Origin of the sequence: Rodentibacter caecimuris (genome assembly GCF_001019715.1) — a bacterium.
GTDB classification, from domain to species: domain Bacteria; phylum Pseudomonadota; class Gammaproteobacteria; order Enterobacterales; family Pasteurellaceae; genus Rodentibacter; species Rodentibacter caecimuris.
On the sequence record NZ_BBXJ01000001.1, the window covers coordinates 1,828,975 to 1,847,592 of the forward strand.

Genomic DNA, 18,618 nt, shown 5'->3' on the forward strand with positions numbered 1-18,618 from the left:
GTACACAAATTAATACAAAATTATAATTTTTTTGGTTTTTTAATCATACTACTATTTAAGGATACCAAAATGAAACTAAAAAATCTCTCAGTTGCAACCGCACTTTTATTGGCATTAACCGGATGTGGGAGTAGTGGTGGGAATGATAATCGCCCAGCCACACCGAATAACGAAATCAAAAATAATCAAGCAACTCAACAGCAAAGCGAATTAGATCGCTTGAAAGCGCAACTTGCGCAAGCACAAAGCGAAAAACAATCTACCGAAGAAAAATTAAAACAGTCAGAACAGCTTTCTACGCAAGATTTAAATAAAGCAAAACAAGATTTAGCTCAAGCCGAACAACGCTTAAAAGAGGCACAAAAAGCCTTACAAGATGAACAAACCAAAACACAGCAGGCTACTGAAAAAGCAAAAGAAAATTTAGCCAAAGAAATGGCAGCAAAAGAAAAAGCTGTGAAAGAATTAGAAGCCAAACTAGCAAATGACAAAATTTTAAACCGTAATGAAGTTCTAAAATTTGCCTTGCAAAGCGGTTTACCACAAGGTTGGGCAAACGAACTCGCCGATGATTTACAAAACAAATCCAAAGCAGAAGTAGCTGATGAAGTATTAAATGCACATAAAACCATCACATTACGCCAACTTGCGCGTAATTATGGTTTGAATAATCAGGACGCTCGTCAATTTGCCCGAGAAAATAAAAATAGCACACTTGATGAAGCTGAAACCTTGTTAGAAAGCCGTCGTGATGAAATTCAGCAAAAAAGACAACTACTGATTAATGAAATTTTTGCATTAGCAAAAGAGAAAGGTTTGCCAGAGTGGGAAGCCCATAATTTTGCCTATGGTAGAAATCATACGGATAAAGAAAGTGCGGTAGAAGATCTCAATAATTATGTTACTGAAAAAGCTGAACGAGAAACCAAAATCAATGAATTAATCGACCTTGCTAAAGAAAAAGGATTGGAAGATTGGGAAGCTCAAAATTTTGCTAATCAAAATATAGATAACGATAAATCTAGTGCATTAGAAACCCTCAATCAACTAGCTGCTGAAAAAGAAAAAGAGCGGTTACAGGCACGAAAAGAAGAGCAAATACGTGAATTAGCTGAAAACTACAAAAATACTTATTTCCCTAATGTTCATCACTTTAATACTTGGGAGTTTGCTCAAAAAAATAAAGATAAACCCCTTGAAGAAGCTAAAACGGAGCTTGAACAGTACAAAACAAATCGTGAAAAGATTACAGAATTAGCAAAAATCCTCACCGAATTAAATGTAGGTAGTTATTATATCGAACAATTTATCGATCAAAATACGCTTGTTTCTTTGGAAGAGGCTCAAATCAATTTAGATAAAGAAGTTGATGAAGCGATAATAAATCTCAAAGGTACTGGAGATAAACCACTAGGATTCTTAACAAAGCAAGATCATTCTATTAGAAATGAACCCATTATTGAAAATGATCGGGAAGTCGCCAATAAAACAGTGACAACTTATGCCGATATTTATAACCAAAAATATTCCGTCATTACAGGTAACTATAACAAAACCGTAGAGCCATATACCGAAATAGAATATTACTATGAGGAAGGCGATGATAAAAATTCATCTCCTTTTCGTTCTCGTGAAGTTTCTAAGACTAGAACAAGCGAAACCTATACAGTAGATGCCGGTTCTTATCCAGGTCATACAAATGGTTTTAAAACACCGGTTGATAAATTCCCTTCAGAAGGAAGAGCAACCTATACCGGTGTTGCATTTGATGCTAAAAAACAGGGTGAACTATCTTACACTGTAGATTTCGCTGATAGAAAAGGCTCAGGAAAAATTACAGGGTTAGATCATATTGGTGATATTACTTTGCAAGAAGCTGAAATTTACAAATCAGCAAGTCATAATAGTATGAGAGTTAAAGGCAATGCCATTGCAGAGGCTTGGAACGATCAAGGTGGTGTAACAGGTGAATATGCGGCTAATTTCTTTGGTCCAAATGCAGAAGAAATCGCAGGTAAAGCATCTTTATCACAAGGGACATATAAATGGATTGAAGGCTCTTCTGAGCCAATGCCACTAGATAGATATATAAGAGATGTTACAATTGAAAGAATAAATGATTCTTCTCAAGATGGTAGCCCTCGCGGTAATATTGACATTGGCTTCGGTGGCACGCGCGGTGAAATCCAAAAATAATCTTTAACCTTTAACAAAATGCCGTTTAAAACAATTTAAATTTAAACGGCATTCTTTTGTTCCGTTATATAGCACGACACAAACATTTTGTTGATCTGTAGGGACACACTGCGTGTGTCCGTTATAAAATCAAATTATTTCAATATGTTATAAGCGGACACACGCAGTGTGTCCCTACTATTTATTATGAAAAAACTGACTTATTTTTTACTGGTTTTCCCCCTTATTTCTCAAGCTGAAACCATTCATACACCTAAACCAATTTTCTTTGAAGAAACAAATGTGCCGAAAACCGAGAAGCCTCAGCTAAAAACACCGCCAAAATCCACCGCACTTTCCACGCCCCAAATTGCATTGAATGAAAGGGATTCAGTGCAAACAAAACTAGAAAAGTTGATTAACTATGGCGTGGTAAATCAACAATGGGGATTATTAAAACGATTATTACCGATCTATCAAGAACAAGCCCATTATGATGCTACCCTTTACCGCTACGCTAAAGGGGCAATGTTACGTGCCGAACGCCAATATCCTGAAGCGATTTCCCTTTATCAACAGATCGTGAATGAAAATCCGGCATTGGCTTATCCACGCTTTGATTTGGGTGTAATGCTCTTTGAAAACAAACAATATCGCCAAGCAAAAGCAGAAATTGAGCGAGCAATACCTGATTTATCCCCAACAATGAAAGGCTTAACCCAACGTTATTTACAAGAAATGGAAAAACACCAAAACTGGCAAGTGGATACCGAATTGCAATACACTCAAACGGACAATGTGAATAATGCCTCCGCTCAACAAGATATTATACTTGGCGGTCTTCGCTTCCGAAAAGACGAGGAATCTTTACCACAAAAAGCGCACGGTTTTCGTTATGGCTTGGGGCTAAATCGTGAAATCAATATCGGCGGCAATCATTTTGTCGCCGTTACCAGCAATTTCAGCGGTGTACATTATTGGGATAATCAAGAATATAGCGAAAAATCCTTATATGCCGCATTAGGCTATCGCCATCGTTCCGCCTTGCAATCTTGGGGTATTATGCTGTTTTTTGAGCAAAACTGGTTAGGTACGCCACGTTACAGCAAGAACTATGGCATCGTGGCAAATTTTCATCGAGAACTGACCGCACTTTGGACGCTTTCAGGCACGCTTTCCCATACACAAAAACGCTACGCCGAAACCAATGTGGCACGCCGACATAATGGTTACATTAACGGTGCAACCCTTTCATTCAGTTATCAAGCTAAACTGAATTGGTTGATATTTGGTGGTATTGAAGGGAGCCTCGATCAAAGTAAAGATAAAGCGGAATCTTCACTCCGCCGAGGGCTTAATATCGGCACAATATGGCAAATCAAGGATTTTGCGATGCGTTTAAGCGGACGCTATGTAAAACGTGATTTTCGAGCGGAAAATTTTTATTTCCCGACGAAAAAACGGCAAGACAAGGAATATAGCATTAATGTAGCGGTTTGGCATAACCAGTTGCAATGGAGAGGGTTTATCCCGAAATTGAATTACCGTTATCGCAAGATTGATAGCAATATTCCTGAATTTTACTCACGCCAAAGTGCCGAATGGTTTGTTTCGGTAGAAAAAGATTTTTAGAAGAAAGAACGAAAAGTGCGGTCGATTTTGACCGCACTTTGGATTGAAATTTAAGTACAAACCACTTTGACTGCAAGCCCGCCTTGTGAAGTCTCACGGTATTTTGCATTCATATCTTTGCCTGTTTCGTACATGGTTTCAATCACTTTATCAAGCGTAACCCGTGGATCAGTAGTACGACGCAATGACATACGAGCCGCATTAATCGCTTTCACTGAGGCAATTGCATTACGTTCGATACAAGGCACTTGAACTTGTCCGCCGACAGGGTCGCAAGTTAAACCAAGGTTATGCTCCATTGCAATTTCTGCTGCAATACATACTTGCATTGGATTAGCGCCAAGAATCTCAGCCAAACCGGCTGCCGCCATGGAACAAGCCACGCCGACTTCCCCTTGACATCCTACTTCAGCACCGGAAATCGAAGCATTCATTTTGTAAAGCGAGCCAATCATTCCCGCCGCTAACAAATAGCGTTCAACAATCTCCGCCGTTAAAGGTGAAACAAATTTATCATAGTAAGAAAGTACTGCCGGAATAATGCCGCAAGCACCATTGGTTGGTGCGGTTACTACCCGTCCACCAGCCGCATTTTCTTCATTGACTGCCAGAGCGAACATATTTACCCAATCAATAACACGCATTGGATCGTTTGATAAATTCGTATTCGCTTGTAGCATGCGATGTAACGAAGCTGCACGACGAGGAACACGTAATGGACCCGGTAAAATACCTTCAGTATGCAAGCCGTGATCAATACAAGCCTGCATAGTTTTCCACACATTGTCTAAATGCGCGCTCACCGCGTCTTTACCATGTAAAGCAATTTCATTTTCAAGCATGACTGTAGAAAGCATTAAACCTTTTTCAGTGCAGTGCTTTAAAATGTCTTCCGCATTTTTATAAGGATAAGGCACGCTGATTGCGCTTTCTTCTTCCTGACCGAAATGGGCTTCATCAACGATAAAACCACCGCCGATAGAATAATAAGTCTGACGGTAAAGTTCCTTACGGTCTGCATCTAATGCAGTGATCGTCATGCCATTTTCATGTAATTTCAAAAAAGTACTGTGAAAAATGAGATTGTTATCAAAATCAAATTTCACTGTTTTTTTACCTTGATCGATAGATAATTCCGCAGTCTCTTTCACGTTTTCGATAAAACGCGGAATGAGATCAATATCTACATCATGCGGTAAATAACCTGCAAGCCCCATAATGATCGCAATATCCGTATTATGGCCACGCCCGGTCATGGAAAGAGAACCATAGACATCTACATGAATTTCTGTTGTGTTTTCAAACTGCCCAAGCTTAATGAGATCATCAATAAATTGTTTACCCGCTTTCATCGGACCAACAGTATGGGAACTGGACGGACCAATTCCCACTTTAAACATATCAAATACGCTAATCATATATTTCTCGTTAATTAAGATAAGCTAAAACCTAAGCTGCCTATAATAATCCATATACGACCGCAGAGATAGCTATTAATCCCATTACGGTTACAAATATATTGCTAAAGCGACCTTGATAACGTTTCATTGCCGGAACTTTGCGAATAGCGTACATCGGCATAATGAATAAAATCATCGCAATAATTGGGCCGCCAAGGGATTCAATCAAACCAAGAATACTAGGATTAATAATCGCAACGCCCCATAGAGTAACTAAGAAGAAAAGTGCGGTTGCATAATTTAATTTTTTACGATTAACCGACTCACCTTTCATTTTTAAGTACAATCCCTCTAACCCCTCACGAGCCCCCATATAATGACCAAAGAAAGAACTGGTAATCGCTAAAAATGCAACCAATGGGCCAAAGTAGGAAATATAAGGATTATCGAATTTGTTCGCTAAGAAAGACAAAATACTGATATTTTGTTCTTTTGCCGCCAATAACTCTTCCGGAGTTAAAGTTAATACGCAGCTGAATACAAAGAACATAACAAAGAAAAGTAAAATCGTTGATGTACCTTTTTCAGTGTGTTCAATATGACGTTCAGTAAGATCAAATTCTTTGTATTCACGATATTGCGAACAGGTGAAGGAAGAAATTGCCGGAGAATGGTTAAAAGAGAATACTAAAACCGGAATCGTTACCCATAATGTCGTAATAAAACTGCTTGTAGTCGGAAATTCCTGCAACATAGAACTGTTCCATTCCGGAATTAAATAAATTGATAACACAAATAAAATGAGCACTAGCGGATATACAAGCCATTCTGTAATTTTTAGCATCACTTTTTCATTGAAAAGCATCACTGAAATTAATACTGCAATTAAGACAAAAGAAAGTAACACACGATTAGGCGATGCCATGCCAAGTTGATTCACAATAAAGGAATCTACGGTATTGGTAATACCATTACCATAAATTAACAAAATTGGAAAAATTGCGAAAAAATAAAGTAGAGTAATTAATTTACCTGCCGTTTTACCAAAATGTTCTTCTACAACTTCGGTAATGTCACTTCCCGGTTTTTTGGAAGAAAGCACGAAATATGATAAACCACGGTGAGCAAAATAAGTCATCGGTCCGACTAAAATTGCCATAATAACTAGCGGCCAGAAACCACCCATACCGGCATTAATCGGTAGAAATAAAACACCGGCACCTACTGCCGTACCAAATAAATTTAACATCCATGATGCATCAAATTTATTCCATTTTGGATTTTTCATAATAAAGACCTTCAAAATTAAAAAAGAAATTAGTTTACTATAATTGTTCAAGTAACCACCTGAAAATCTGGCGCGCATAATATGCTTTAAGAAAGTGAAATTCAAAAGAATATTTTTAGAAATGTGATCTAGATAACAGTTTTTCCATGATTAAATAAGCAAAATTTGGTTTAGATTAAAGTGAGGTTAAAAAGCAATCAATATCTTAACCGCACTTTCTATATAAATTAAGCGTTCTCAATAGAAAAGGAGAGCACTTCGTTAATACTGGAAGCCTCTAGGGCAATCATAATTAAACGATCCACTCCTAAAGCAACGCCCGATGTATTCGGTATCCCCGCTTGCAATGCACTAAGAAAGCGCTCATCTATTGCCCGCTCCGGTAAATCGAGCTTTTCACGCTGACGGTTATCCTGCTCAAAACGATGCCGTTGTTCATTTACATCCGTTAATTCATGAAAGCCATTGGCGAGTTCTAATCCTTTGTAATAAAACTCAAAACGTTCCGCCACACGTTGATCTTCCGGACTTAATTGCGCAAGTGCGGCCTGTGAGGAAGGGAAATGGTAAATCGCAACCGGCGCATCCTGCCCAATTTGCGGTTCCACCACTTCACTAAATAAAAATTGCAATAACGTATCGCGATCCTCGTCCTCTTCTGCCATAAAATTATGTTGACGGGCAGCCTCGACCAATTCTTTCCGACTTGCTGAAAGCGGATCAAGTCCCACATACTCTTGGAAAGCAAATTGGTAAGTCATACTTTCTGCCGGCTTACAATCAAGAATTTGTTGGAGTAAATCATCTACTTCATTAATCAAACGATACATGTCAAAGTGCGGTCGATACCACTCCAACATAGTAAATTCAGGATTATGGCGATTACCCGCTTCTTCATTACGAAATACTTTGCTAATTTGAAAAATAGGGCCGCTACCCGCAGCCAATAAACGTTTCATATGATATTCAGGACTGGTTGAAAGCCACAAGGTTTTTGAGAGTTCATTAATCGGTGCAATAAATTCGGTGCTAAATGTAGAAAGGTGAATATCCGTCACACCAAATTCACTCAAAACCGGGGTTTCAACTTCAAGCAAACCCCGATCGGTAAAAAAACGACGAATTTCAGCAATGATTTTTGCTCTGGCAAGTAAATTTTTAATGGAGGCTGAAGGCTGCCATGACACAGTTTGCGAAGTAAGTGCGGTCATTTTTCCTCTTATTTTTTAGTAAAATCATCATAAACTTCAACATTGTAAACTAGGGAATTTAACAACTCAACTTTCCGGCCTTATCATCACAAAAGCACGTCAAATAAAAAACCTTCTCATTTGATTTGGTTAAATAAATTAACTTTTTTGAGGTAGATCACAAAATTCACAATTTCTCTGAAATTCCTCCGAAAAAAAGTTATTAATTTGTAAAAAAAGTGGCACAATGCCTCCGCTCACCCTTTAAAGGGCTTTTATTATACTTTCTACATGATTGGAGGATATCGTGCAAACAGTTAATGTCGATATTGCAATTGTTGGTGCCGGTGGTGGCGGTTTACGTGCAGCAATTGCAGCAGCAGAGGCAAATCCTAATTTAAAAATCGCATTGGTTTCAAAAGTTTATCCAATGCGTAGCCATACCGTTGCAGCTGAAGGCGGTGCAGCGGCGGTTATTAAAGAAGAAGATTCCTATGATAAACACTTTCATGATACCGTTGCCGGAGGCGATTGGTTGTGTGAGCAAGATGTTGTAGAGTATTTTGTAGAACATTCTCCGGTAGAAATGACTCAGTTAGAACGCTGGGGCTGTCCGTGGAGCCGTAAAGCAGATGGTGATGTGAACGTACGCCGTTTCGGAGGAATGAAAATCGAGCGCACTTGGTTCGCAGCAGATAAAACCGGCTTCCACTTGCTACATACCCTGTTCCAAACCTCAACACAATTCCCTCAAATTCAACGCTTTGACGAGCATTTCGTATTAGATATTTTAGTCGATGATGGTCACGCCCGCGGTATGGTCGCGATGAATATGATGGAGGGTACACTCGTTCAAATCAATGCCAATGCGGTAGTTATCGCAACCGGTGGTGGTTGCCGAGCATTTAAATTCAATACCAATGGCGGCATTGTAACCGGAGACGGCTTATCCATGGCATATCGTCACGGCGTGCCACTACGTGATATGGAATTTGTACAATATCACCCAACGGGCTTACCAAATACCGGTATTTTAATGACTGAAGGTTGCCGTGGTGAGGGTGGTATCTTGGTTAATAAAAACGGCTACCGTTATTTACAGGATTATGGACTAGGACCGGAAACGCCGATTGGTAAACCTGAAAATAAATATATGGAATTAGGACCGCGTGATAAAGTTTCTCAGGCTTTCTGGCAAGAGTGGAAGAAAGGAAATACCTTAAAAACCGCTAAAGGTGTAGATGTTGTACATCTGGATTTACGTCACCTCGGTGAAAAATACTTGCACGAACGTCTTCCATTCATTTGTGAGTTATCAAGTGCGTACGAAGGGGTAAATCCGGTTAACGAACCAATTCCTGTTCGTCCGGTCGTTCACTACACCATGGGCGGTATTGAAGTCGATTTCAATAGTGAAACCCGTATTAAAGGCTTGTTTGCCGTAGGTGAATGTGCTTCTTCGGGGTTACACGGAGCAAACCGCTTAGGGTCTAACTCATTGGCAGAGTTAGTTGTTCTTGGTCGGGTAGCAGGTGAATATGCGGCTCAACGTGCGGTTGAAGCACCACAAACAAACCAAAGTGCGGTAGATGCACAGGCTAAAGATGTCGTAGCTCGTTTAGAAGCACTTCACAAACAAGAAGGTAATGAATCTTGGTCTGAAATCCGTGATGAAATGGGAACCGTTATGGAAGAAGGCTGTGGTATTTACCGCGATCAAGCCAGTATGCAAAGAGCCGTTGATAAAATTGCAGAATTAAAAGAACGCTATAAACGTATTCGTGTCGCAGATAATTCAAGTGTATTTAACACCGATGTACTTTACACCGTTGAATTAGGTTACATCCTTGATGTGGCACAATCTATCGCTAATTCCGCTATCGAACGTAAAGAATCTCGTGGGGCTCATCAACGCTTAGATTACACTGAACGTGATGATGTCAATTATTTAAAACACACCCTTGCTTTCTACAATGAGAATGGTGCACCGCGCATTGAATACAGCCCGGTGAAAATCACTAAATCCCAACCTGCAAAACGTGTTTATGGCGCAGAAGCAGAAGCTGCCGAAGCTGCTGCGAAAGCTAAGGAGCAAGCAAATGGCTAATTCACCAGTAATGAATGTGGAAGTTTTACGCTACAATCCTGAAAGCGATCAAGAGCCACATTTAAGCACTTACCAAGTGCCTTATGACAACCAAACGTCCTTACTTGATGCGTTAGGTTATATTAAAGATAAACTTGAACCTTCCCTTTCTTACCGTTGGTCTTGCCGTATGGCAATCTGCGGTTCTTGTGGAATGATGGTTAATAATAAGCCAAAACTGGCATGTAAAACTTTTTTACGTGATTACAGTGGTCATATGCGTATTGAACCGTTGGCAAACTTCCCTATTGAACGTGACTTGGTAGTAGATTTAAGTCACTTTATTGAAAGTTTGGAAGCCATCAAACCGTATATTATTGGCAATGAGGCGCCGCCATTAGATGGAAAACCACATCTATCGGCAGAACTTGCGAAAAGCCGTACTAAGCAGACACCGGCTCAACTTGAAAAATATCGCACGTTCTCAATGTGTATTAACTGTGGTTTATGTTATGCCGCTTGCCCGCAATTCGGCCTAAATCCTGAATTCTTAGGGCCTGCCGCAATCACCATGGCTCATCGTTATAACCTTGATAACCGTGATCACGGAAAGACACAACGTATGCCATTGTTAAACGGTAAAAATGGGGTGTGGAGCTGTACTTTCGTTGGTTATTGCTCTGAGGTCTGTCCAAAACATGTGGATCCGGCTTCTGCAATCAACCAAGGTAAAGTGGAAAGTGCTAAAGATTATGTGATCTCTATGATAAAACCAAAAGGCTAAGGGGGAAAGAATGTCAGTAACTGTAAGTAAACGCAAAAAATATGTTCGCCCAATGACGGCTACTTGGTGGCAAAAACTAGACTTCTACAAAGCCTATATGCTACGTGAAGCAACCTCAATCTTTGCCGTATGGTTCTGTATTGTTCTGCTTTATGGTGTACTCTGCCTTGCCAGCAACCCCGTTCCGGGATTAGGCATTTTGAGCTTTATTGAATTTTTAAGAAACCCAATTGTGGTGATCTTAAATATCATTACACTGGTAGCAACGCTTTATCATACTGTCACCTATTTCTTAATGACACCAAAAGTGATGAACATCATTGTCAAAAATGAACGTTTACCACACCATATAGTAAGAAATGCACTTTGGGCAGTAACCGCTCTTATTAGCGTAATTGCATTAGTTTTAGCTTATATCTAAGGGGAGAGAAAAAATGGTTGATAAAAATCCAAAACGCTCCGGCGAGCCACCGGTATGGTTACTTTTTGGTGCAGGAGGTACAGTAAGTGCAATTTTCTTTCCTGTGGTCATTTTAATCTTAGGCTTATTACTACCATTTGGTTTAGTCGATCCTGCGAACTTAGTTGCTTTTGCCTATTCTTGGATTGGTAAGCTTGTCATTCTCGTGTTAACTATTTTCCCAATGTGGTGTGGTTTGCACCGGATTCACCACGGAATGCACGATCTTAAAATCCATGTACCAGCGGGTGGCTTTATCTTCTATGGTTTAGCAACTATTTATACTATTTGGGTATTATTCGCGGTAATTGGTTTATAAGAAAATTAGATACAAAAAATAGCGAGTATAAAAACTCGCTATTTTTTATCTACAATAAAATTAATAATTACAAATTTCCGAATCGGCAAAAAAATAAGCAATTTCACGATTCGCACTTTCTACGCTATCTGAACCATGCACGGAATTTTCACTCTGACTTAACGCAAACTCCCTACGAACAGTACCTTCTGCTGCACTTTCCGGATTTGTCGCACCAATCAAAGTGCGGTAGTCTTTTACGGCATTTTCTTTTTCCAATACTGAAACCACAACAGGCGCAGACATCATATACTCCACTAATGATTCAAAAAACGCCTTACCTTGATGCTCGGCATAAAAACCTTCAGCTTGCTCCCTCGTTAAATGTACCATTTTTATCGCAACAATTTTGAATCCATTTTGCTCAAAACGTGTCAAAATTGCCCCGATAAGGTTACGTCTCACCGCATCGGGTTTAATAATTGAAAATGTTCTTTCTGTCATATTCATCCTTACTTTTCTGATTTTGACAACAATAAATTCGCTAATGTTTGTACTCCAATACCTGTCGCGCCAATCGCCCATAAATCATTTGCAGATTTACGATAAGTTGCAGAGCAATCAATATGCAACCAATTCTGCCGGTAATTCTTCACAAAATAGGAGAGAAAGGCTGTCGCTGTACTTGCCCCTGCTCCAACAGGCACTGTACCAATATTAGCAATATCCGCAAATGAAGAGCTAATTTGTGAACGATGGAACTCCTCAAATGGTAAACGCCAAAATGGCTCATTTTCGGCCTTAGCCGATTGAAAAAGCGCTGTCGCAAGTTCATCATCCATTGTGAGCAGCGAATGGTAGTCATTACCTACCGCCACTTTAGCCGCACCGGTTAAGGTAGCGCAATCAATAATAAACTCAGGATGTTGATTATCCGCTTCAATTAATCCGTCTGCCAACACTAAACGACCTTCTGCGTCGGTATTTAAAATCTCCGCTGTCACACCATTTTTATAGGTAATAATATCGCCTAATTTAAACGCATTGCTGCTCACTAAATTTTCTGCGCAACATAAGTAGAGTTTCACTCGCTGCTTTAATCCTCGAGCAATAGCTAATCCTAAAGCGCCGGTTAATAATGCTGCGCCCCCCATATCAGTACGCATTGTACTCATTCCATCACTTGGCTTAATACTATACCCGCCACTATCAAAGGTAATTCCCTTACCGACTAAGCAAGCCAATACGGGGGCATTCGAATCCCCTGTCGGATTAAAATCTAACTGCAACATTGCCGGCGGATTTGACGAACCTTTTCCTACTGTCCAAATCCCTTGATAGCCTTGTTCTTCCAACTCTTTCCCGAAAATAATCTGAAAACTGACCGCACTTTTCTCCGAATGATTTTCTGCTTGAGCCGTAATAAACTCTGCCGCACGCTCAACCAGTTTAATAGGTGTTAAACTTTGTGCCGGTTCATTAATTATCCCCCGAACAAAATCGCCACATTCAATACGGGCTAATAATTCATCTTGTAACTCATGCTCTAAATGTGGAAACTCAATGGCATAATCTTGTTTTGCTGTGTAAAACCCTTGATAAAATGCCCAACAAAACTCTAAATTCCACTCATTACCAACTAATTCTACATCTTTAATACCTTGCCCACGTAACTTACGCGCAGCACTCTGCACCAAAGTGCGGTCATTTTTTTCATTATTTTTTAAGTGAATAATCGCTTCTTCGCCATTAAAACTTAATATCGCATTTTTACCCCAACAATCCGCTGCAGGGCGATTAGAAAGAATAATCTCCATTTTTTAACTCTCCTTTAAAAGAAAAAACCGGTTAGCGAACTATACCAGTTTTTATAGGGGAAGATAATCTTAAATGTGCTTATTTCATCAACTAAGGCTTAACTTTTTTCTATCATGTATCTTCCTGATTGAAATTGTTTAACATACCATTCTATTGTTTTTCTTAATCCTGATTCAAAAGCTTCTTGTGGTTTCCAACCTAATTCACGACTAATTTTTGTCGTATCAATTGCATAACGTACATCATGACCAGAGCGGTCTTTTACATAAGTGATTAAATCTTCATATTTTACGATGCCATCAGGTTTATTTGGTACAAGCGTCTCTAAGATGCCACAAATAGAACGAACGACGGTAATGTTCGTTTTCTCACAGCTTCCACCAATATTATAAGTTGCGCCAACCTTGCCTTCTTTAAGCACTTTATATAAAGCTTTAGCATGATCTTCTACAAATAACCAATCTCGAATTTGTAAACCGTTTCCATATACAGGCAAAGGCTTGCCCTCTAAAGCATTTAATATCATCAAAGGTATCAATTTTTCCTTATGCTGAAATGGTCCATAATTATTTGAAGAATGAGTAATGATAGTTGGTAGACCATAAGTTCGATGCCAAGCACGAACCAAATGATCACTCGAAGCTTTTGAGGCAGAATATGGGCTACTTGGTTTATAAGGCGAGTTTTCAGTAAATAAGTCGTCTTTATTTTCTAAATCACCATAAACTTCATCGGTTGAAATGTGCAGAAATTTAAATCTTGCTTTTTTATCAGCTTCTAAATTATTCCAATAATCAAGAGCAACTTCTAATAGCGTATAAGTACCAACTATATTAGTTTGAATAAATTCTGCAGCATCATTGATTGAACGATCAACATGGCTTTCAGCAGCTAAGTGCATGATGGCATCAGGTTGATGTTGTTCAAATACCCTAGATAGCTCTTTCGCATCACAAATATTGACTTGATTAAAGGAATACCGAGAACTATCTTTGAGTTTTTGGAGTGAAAACAAATTCGCAGCATAAGTAAGTTTATCAATATTGACGACACTATCTTGCGTGTTTTGGATAATATAACTAATAACAGCGGAACCGATAAAGCCAGCTCCACCTGTGACTAAAATTTTCATGAAATATCTTTAATAAGCTCCATCCCTTTTCAAAACAACATTTACTGTCTTAAATAAAATCGCAATATCATTCCATAAAGACCAATTTTTTACATACCATGAATCAAAATAAACCCGGGTGTCGTAATCTACATCATTACGTCCACTTACTTGCCAAAGGCCTGTCATTCCTGGTTTTGCCATTAGATAGTAATCTACATTTTCTTGGTAACGTTCTAATTCATCGGCAACAATTGGACGGGGGCCAACTAAACTCATTTCGCCTTTCAATACGTTCCAAAGCTGTGGGAGTTCATCAAGACTTGTTGCTCTTAAAAATTTACCAACTTTCGTAATTCTTGGATCATTTTTTAATTTAAAATCTTTTTCCCATTCCGCTCTAGCTTCAGGATCATTTTTTAATAATTCATCTAATACTTCTTGAGAATTTACTACCATTGTTCTAAATTTTAAGCATCTAAATTTTCTACCATTTTGCCCAATTCTTGGATGCCCATAAATCGCATTCCCACCATCTTTTCTAACTGTATAATAAAGATAAAGTAAAATAGGAGAGAGCAAAAGCATAATTGCAAAAGCTCCCACAAAGTCGACGACTCTTTTTTGTATTCTGGATGATAATTTTGCTAAATTATTATTCACGCGAAGTAGCATCACTTCATAACTAAACATAAAAGACATATCTGTACTATAAAGAGGTAAACCACGTAATGTTGGAATAACAGAAACAAAACGATATCCATTTGTTGAAAAATAACGGAGTAAATCATCTCTTTCAAGATTTTCATTTTCTTCAAGTGCAATAATAAATTGATCTGATTTTTTTGTTGCTAATTTCCACCTATTCTTTTTAACATTAGAAAACATTGGAATATTTAAATTTTTTATTTCTTCACAAATATCATTAACAGAGACAAAATGCGTAATTTCCAATCCTAAATATCGCTCACTTTGTAATGCTTTATAAGCATCAAAGGCATTATTCCCAGTACCTAAAATAACCGTCTTTCTTAAATACCAAGCTGAATGAATTAGCCATTTTTTTAGTATTACTCGACCCAATGGAACAACCGCTAATGCAATTCCCCAAACTATAATCCAAAGCAATCTTGAAAAATAAAGTTTAGAAAAAGAGATAATAGAAAGCTCAAAAATGGCAAAAATCACTAATGTACGGATAATTTCTTTTAACTCTAACCAAAAAGGTTTTCGATAAGTATAATGACGTAATCTAATTGTAAGCCAAGCAATAAATAAAAATGATAAAAACAAATGAATATAAATTCGATCATCTAATTCTGTATAAGGAATGTATGCTGTGTAATTTCCTTTATAGCTATCAATAAGATAAAGTGCAATAAAAAAGGATGACGTGAGCGTAAGAAAATCTGTGATTAATAATAGTATTTTTGATAGAGCTAATTTATTCATAGGTTATTTCTCCGAATCGTTTTTCTAATTTAGGATGTATTTTAGTGCCATAGAAGTCCACGTTCTCCTTTGGATAAACATATACAGCTGTTGAGAAAAGTGTTACTGCTTTCTCAAACTTAACCCCTAATACATCTAAAATCTCAGATGGATAATTTTCATTAAATACTTCTACATCGGGAAAATAACCTTGATAATTTGTTTTCTCTCTAGGATGTGTTTTAACTACCAGTTTTTCTTTATCATAATTTTCAATAATAGATGAATAAATATCAATTTTTTCTTGCTCAGTTAAAACATTATCTTCTGAAAGCGGTTGAGTAAATAAAACAGTATTCTTACTCTTTAAATTTTTTATTTTATTTACATTCACATCCAATAAAAAAAGGATTTCATCTTGTTCTACTTTTGTTTTTTCTTTCCACAATTGATGAATATCAATAATTTCTACTTTTTCTTTTATACAATCAGGAATATTATCATTTTTTGTTAAATAGATCTTTTTCACATTTTTATACATTCCAAATTTAGGCAATGAAAACAATCTATTTTTTAGACTTCTTTTATAGTTTTTTAACTGATAATTCTCTGTTCCATCTTCAATTAGATAGAAAGGACATCTTTTCAAAAAGAAGGAAGAACCTAAAATATGATCTGCACCATAGACATTAAACTTAGATAAATCCAATTTATTCTTCCATAGAATTTTTTTAAAGGTAAAATAATTTTTCAACAAACTAAAAAAAAGAGCAATATTCCCTTTTCCTTTTTTAGTTCTTACCATCACTTCAATATTTAAATCACTTACATCATCCCCCATAATAAAAATATTACCTTCATGATATCGATTTAGCAGAAAATAAATAAAAATCATTCTTAAATTACTAATTATAACTATATTTTTCATTTTAATATTCCTGAATGTTCTTACATATAATACTTAAATATTGTTTCATAAGGTAAAAATGTATTTATATTAAACACTACATGTACGTACAAAATTCTAAAAAAGACAATTGCAGAGTAAATTATAGATAATAAAAGTAAAAAATTTCTATACTTTAAATTTTCTAATAGCAATGATAAATAAGGGATGATTGCTATCAAAAACATATCAGAGATCCTAAATGCAATTCCTCCCGCTCTAGATAACGAAAAGAAAAGTAATGCATATAGAAATAAGATTATACCTAGCTTATTAATTTTTTTGTTTTCACTTTTATAAAAAATCATAGCTAAGAATCCAATAAGAATTACCTTTAGATAATTAAATATATTAACTGGTTCAAGGCTATATTGTATAAAATAGTATTGATAAATCCTAGAAAACATATAATTCACATCTTTATAATTAGTATAGCAATATTCAATTAACACCCCAAACAAATCATAATACATTACAAAACTTACTAATGAAATTAAACCTACCAACACCTTTTTTTTCACATTAAAACTAAGTATAAAATAAGCTATTATATAAATTAAACTCGAACGATGAAAAATATAAGCTAATATTATAAAAAATGAAAATTTAATAAAGTTTCTGTCAAGTAAATATCTTAAGTTATAGAACAGTATAACCATCGCCATTGCTTGGCGATGACCACTTATATAATAAACATGAAAAAGTGAAAAAAATAATAATAGTTGTAAATTCTTAAATGGATATCTTCTTACAGCAGCATATAGAAAAGAAAATAAAATAATATTATAGATAAAAATAAAAACATGAAAATTATTAGTAAAGGTTTTGATTAATGATTCAAACAATAAATATCCATATTCAATACTATGTGGATTAGACAAGAAATAATCTGTATTTATTTCATAAAGTGGTTTAGCATATGAAAATAGTTCTTGATATTGATAATAATCAGTTCCAATTCCCGTTCGAGTAGATACAATAATAAAAAAAAGTAAAATATTAATACCAAAAAATAGATTTTTAATATTTCTAGAAAAATTACTAAAATCTATAATACTACCTACCGTTAGTAATGAAAAAAAAGAAATATATATGTACATAGAACTTACTCGTTAATATAACAACCGACCTTTTACATTCTTAATATAATTTAGTGTAGTATTAGAAATAGTATATTTTCCTAACTTCCTTAATTCATAATGTACTTTTATTACACTCTTTAAGTTCCCTTCCATTCTTAATAAATAAAACAAAGACCAAATTATATTTGCACTATATCGGTAAGTTCTAGGCATATAACGATTTAAAACAATTAATTGATTACGATAACGAAAGAAATTCTCTTGTGTTTTGCTCATTCTGCCATTTGGCGAAACTTTGTGATAAATAACAATATCACTCGCATATAATATCTGATAACCTTCCTCTAAAATTCTAAAAGAGAGATCTCTTTCTTCTCCACCATATAATCCCAGATCTTTAGGATAAAGCCCTGCTTTCTGATAAACATCCTTTCTTATTGCATGCCCTGCTCCGATAAAATAATAAGTTAATAAATTCTGTGAAAAATCTAGTTTCTTATTACCATGTGGGATTTCGTGTGATAGTGCATTACGAGTAAAATAGTTTTTAATATTAAAAGCTAATGCTCCCAAGAGGGTATTATTTTCCATATAATCAATCACTTTTTTAATTAAAAAAGTGATATCTTCAATTTCAATATCATCATCTAGTGTAATTAAGATATCACCTTGAGCCTTTTCGATTAATAAATTTCGCCCTTCTGCCACACCTAAATTCTCACCTGTATGAAAATATTTAAATAAAATGCTACTATTACTTTCTATGATAGAAGATAAAGCAGTTTCTAATTTTCTTTCTGAGTTATTATCAAGAAAAAGTAATTCTACCTGATTGCCTTGATATTTATTGATACATTGGAACGTTTCTAATACTTCTTGGTAACGTCCAAAGCTAATAATAAGTAATGAAATCATAT

At 36.4% G+C, this 18,618-nt stretch carries 16 protein-coding genes; 6 read left to right on the forward strand and 10 right to left on the reverse strand.

The annotated features are described in order from the left end of the window. Window positions 1–69 precede the first annotated feature (69 nt). Both PNEUHYL_RS08995 and PNEUHYL_RS09000 read left to right on the forward strand, forming a co-directional pair. A complete protein-coding gene (locus PNEUHYL_RS08995) occupies window positions 70–2,196 on the forward strand; it encodes a factor H binding protein domain-containing protein (RefSeq protein ID WP_059367371.1) in 2,127 nt (708 codons plus the stop codon). 186 nt (window positions 2,197–2,382) lie between these two features. Continuing rightward, on the forward strand, window positions 2,383–3,807 hold the full coding sequence (locus PNEUHYL_RS09000; protein ID WP_059367373.1) for a surface lipoprotein assembly modifier: 1,425 nt from the start codon (window positions 2,383–2,385) through the stop codon (window positions 3,805–3,807). Window positions 3,808–3,857: 50 nt separating this feature from the next. Here the strand turns inward: PNEUHYL_RS09000 and PNEUHYL_RS09005 are convergent, their stop codons facing one another. From PNEUHYL_RS09005 to epmA, 3 genes are all read right to left on the reverse strand, one after another. Next, window positions 3,858–5,225, reverse strand: a complete 1,368-nt coding sequence (locus tag PNEUHYL_RS09005) for an L-serine ammonia-lyase (RefSeq protein WP_059367375.1) — start codon at window positions 5,223–5,225, stop codon at window positions 3,858–3,860. 40 nt (window positions 5,226–5,265) lie between these two features. After that, entirely contained in the window at window positions 5,266–6,495 is a 1,230-nt protein-coding gene (locus PNEUHYL_RS09010) for an HAAAP family serine/threonine permease (RefSeq protein ID WP_059368854.1), read from the reverse strand. Window positions 6,496–6,722: 227 nt separating this feature from the next. Further along, window positions 6,723–7,706: an elongation factor P--(R)-beta-lysine ligase gene (gene epmA / locus PNEUHYL_RS09015; protein ID WP_059367376.1), complete on the reverse strand. Its 984-nt coding sequence runs from the start codon at window positions 7,704–7,706 to the stop codon at window positions 6,723–6,725. Between the two features lie 286 nt (window positions 7,707–7,992). Between epmA and frdA the strand changes: the two genes are divergently transcribed. From frdA to frdD, 4 genes are read left to right on the forward strand one after another with little or no spacing between them, the layout of a single operon-like run. After that, window positions 7,993–9,792: a fumarate reductase (quinol) flavoprotein subunit gene (gene frdA, locus PNEUHYL_RS09020; RefSeq protein ID WP_059367378.1), complete on the forward strand. Its 1,800-nt coding sequence runs from the start codon at window positions 7,993–7,995 to the stop codon at window positions 9,790–9,792. Further along, window positions 9,785–10,555: a succinate dehydrogenase/fumarate reductase iron-sulfur subunit gene (locus PNEUHYL_RS09025; protein ID WP_059367380.1), complete on the forward strand. Its 771-nt coding sequence runs from the start codon at window positions 9,785–9,787 to the stop codon at window positions 10,553–10,555. The genes frdA and PNEUHYL_RS09025 overlap by 8 nt, the downstream gene beginning before the upstream one ends. 10 nt (window positions 10,556–10,565) lie before the next feature. Then, a complete protein-coding gene (gene frdC / locus PNEUHYL_RS09030; RefSeq protein ID WP_059367383.1) occupies window positions 10,566–10,976 on the forward strand; it encodes a fumarate reductase subunit FrdC in 411 nt (136 codons plus the stop codon). A 13-nt stretch (window positions 10,977–10,989) separates the two neighbouring features. Further along, window positions 10,990–11,334 (forward strand): fumarate reductase subunit FrdD, encoded by a 345-nt coding sequence (gene frdD, locus PNEUHYL_RS09035; RefSeq protein WP_059367386.1) that lies wholly within the window; start codon window positions 10,990–10,992, stop codon window positions 11,332–11,334. A gap of 60 nt (window positions 11,335–11,394) precedes the next feature. On the opposite strand, the gene ndk is transcribed toward frdD, so the two are convergent. From ndk to PNEUHYL_RS09070, 7 genes are all read right to left on the reverse strand, one after another. Then, on the reverse strand, window positions 11,395–11,817 hold the full coding sequence (gene ndk, locus PNEUHYL_RS09040) for a nucleoside-diphosphate kinase (RefSeq protein WP_059367389.1): 423 nt from the start codon (window positions 11,815–11,817) through the stop codon (window positions 11,395–11,397). An 8-nt stretch (window positions 11,818–11,825) separates the two neighbouring features. Next, a complete protein-coding gene (gene pepB / locus PNEUHYL_RS09045) occupies window positions 11,826–13,130 on the reverse strand; it encodes an aminopeptidase PepB (RefSeq protein ID WP_059367391.1) in 1,305 nt (434 codons plus the stop codon). A 98-nt stretch (window positions 13,131–13,228) separates the two neighbouring features. Then, window positions 13,229–14,263 carry a dTDP-glucose 4,6-dehydratase gene (rfbB, locus tag PNEUHYL_RS09050; RefSeq protein ID WP_059367397.1) on the reverse strand — a complete coding sequence of 345 codons (1,035 nt, stop codon included), beginning with the start codon at window positions 14,261–14,263 and terminating at the stop codon, window positions 13,229–13,231. A 9-nt stretch (window positions 14,264–14,272) separates the two neighbouring features. After that, window positions 14,273–15,694 (reverse strand): undecaprenyl-phosphate galactose phosphotransferase WbaP, encoded by a 1,422-nt coding sequence (gene wbaP, locus PNEUHYL_RS09055; RefSeq protein WP_059367399.1) that lies wholly within the window; start codon window positions 15,692–15,694, stop codon window positions 14,273–14,275. Further along, window positions 15,687–16,601 carry a glycosyltransferase family 52 gene (locus PNEUHYL_RS09060; protein WP_059367401.1) on the reverse strand — a complete coding sequence of 305 codons (915 nt, stop codon included), beginning with the start codon at window positions 16,599–16,601 and terminating at the stop codon, window positions 15,687–15,689. The genes wbaP and PNEUHYL_RS09060 overlap by 8 nt, the downstream gene beginning before the upstream one ends. Before the next feature lie 20 nt (window positions 16,602–16,621). Continuing rightward, window positions 16,622–17,719 carry an EpsG family protein gene (locus tag PNEUHYL_RS09065; protein WP_059367403.1) on the reverse strand — a complete coding sequence of 366 codons (1,098 nt, stop codon included), beginning with the start codon at window positions 17,717–17,719 and terminating at the stop codon, window positions 16,622–16,624. A 12-nt stretch (window positions 17,720–17,731) separates the two neighbouring features. After that, a complete protein-coding gene (locus PNEUHYL_RS09070) occupies window positions 17,732–18,616 on the reverse strand; it encodes a glycosyltransferase family 2 protein (protein WP_059367404.1) in 885 nt (294 codons plus the stop codon). Window positions 18,617–18,618: the final 2 nt, after the last annotated feature.

Coding starts and splice junctions, on each gene's coding strand:
- PNEUHYL_RS09005 (WP_059367375.1), bottom strand. CDS start 5,225: ATGATTAGCGTATTTGATATGTTTAAAGTGGGAATTGGTCCGTCCAGT.
- frdD (WP_059367386.1), top strand. CDS start 10,990: ATGGTTGATAAAAATCCAAAACGCTCCGGCGAGCCACCGGTATGGTTA.
- PNEUHYL_RS09060 (WP_059367401.1), bottom strand. CDS start 16,601: ATGAAAAATATAGTTATAATTAGTAATTTAAGAATGATTTTTATTTAT.
- pepB (WP_059367391.1), bottom strand. CDS start 13,130: ATGGAGATTATTCTTTCTAATCGCCCTGCAGCGGATTGTTGGGGTAAA.
- PNEUHYL_RS09025 (WP_059367380.1), top strand. CDS start 9,785: ATGGCTAATTCACCAGTAATGAATGTGGAAGTTTTACGCTACAATCCT.
- ndk (WP_059367389.1), bottom strand. CDS start 11,817: ATGACAGAAAGAACATTTTCAATTATTAAACCCGATGCGGTGAGACGT.
- PNEUHYL_RS09000 (WP_059367373.1), top strand. CDS start 2,383: ATGAAAAAACTGACTTATTTTTTACTGGTTTTCCCCCTTATTTCTCAA.
- PNEUHYL_RS09070 (WP_059367404.1), bottom strand. CDS start 18,616: ATGATTTCATTACTTATTATTAGCTTTGGACGTTACCAAGAAGTATTA.
- PNEUHYL_RS09065 (WP_059367403.1), bottom strand. CDS start 17,719: ATGTACATATATATTTCTTTTTTTTCATTACTAACGGTAGGTAGTATT.
- rfbB (WP_059367397.1), bottom strand. CDS start 14,263: ATGAAAATTTTAGTCACAGGTGGAGCTGGCTTTATCGGTTCCGCTGTT.
- PNEUHYL_RS08995 (WP_059367371.1), top strand. CDS start 70: ATGAAACTAAAAAATCTCTCAGTTGCAACCGCACTTTTATTGGCATTA.
- PNEUHYL_RS09010 (WP_059368854.1), bottom strand. CDS start 6,495: ATGAAAAATCCAAAATGGAATAAATTTGATGCATCATGGATGTTAAAT.
- frdC (WP_059367383.1), top strand. CDS start 10,566: ATGTCAGTAACTGTAAGTAAACGCAAAAAATATGTTCGCCCAATGACG.
- epmA (WP_059367376.1), bottom strand. CDS start 7,706: ATGACCGCACTTACTTCGCAAACTGTGTCATGGCAGCCTTCAGCCTCC.
- wbaP (WP_059367399.1), bottom strand. CDS start 15,694: ATGAATAAATTAGCTCTATCAAAAATACTATTATTAATCACAGATTTT.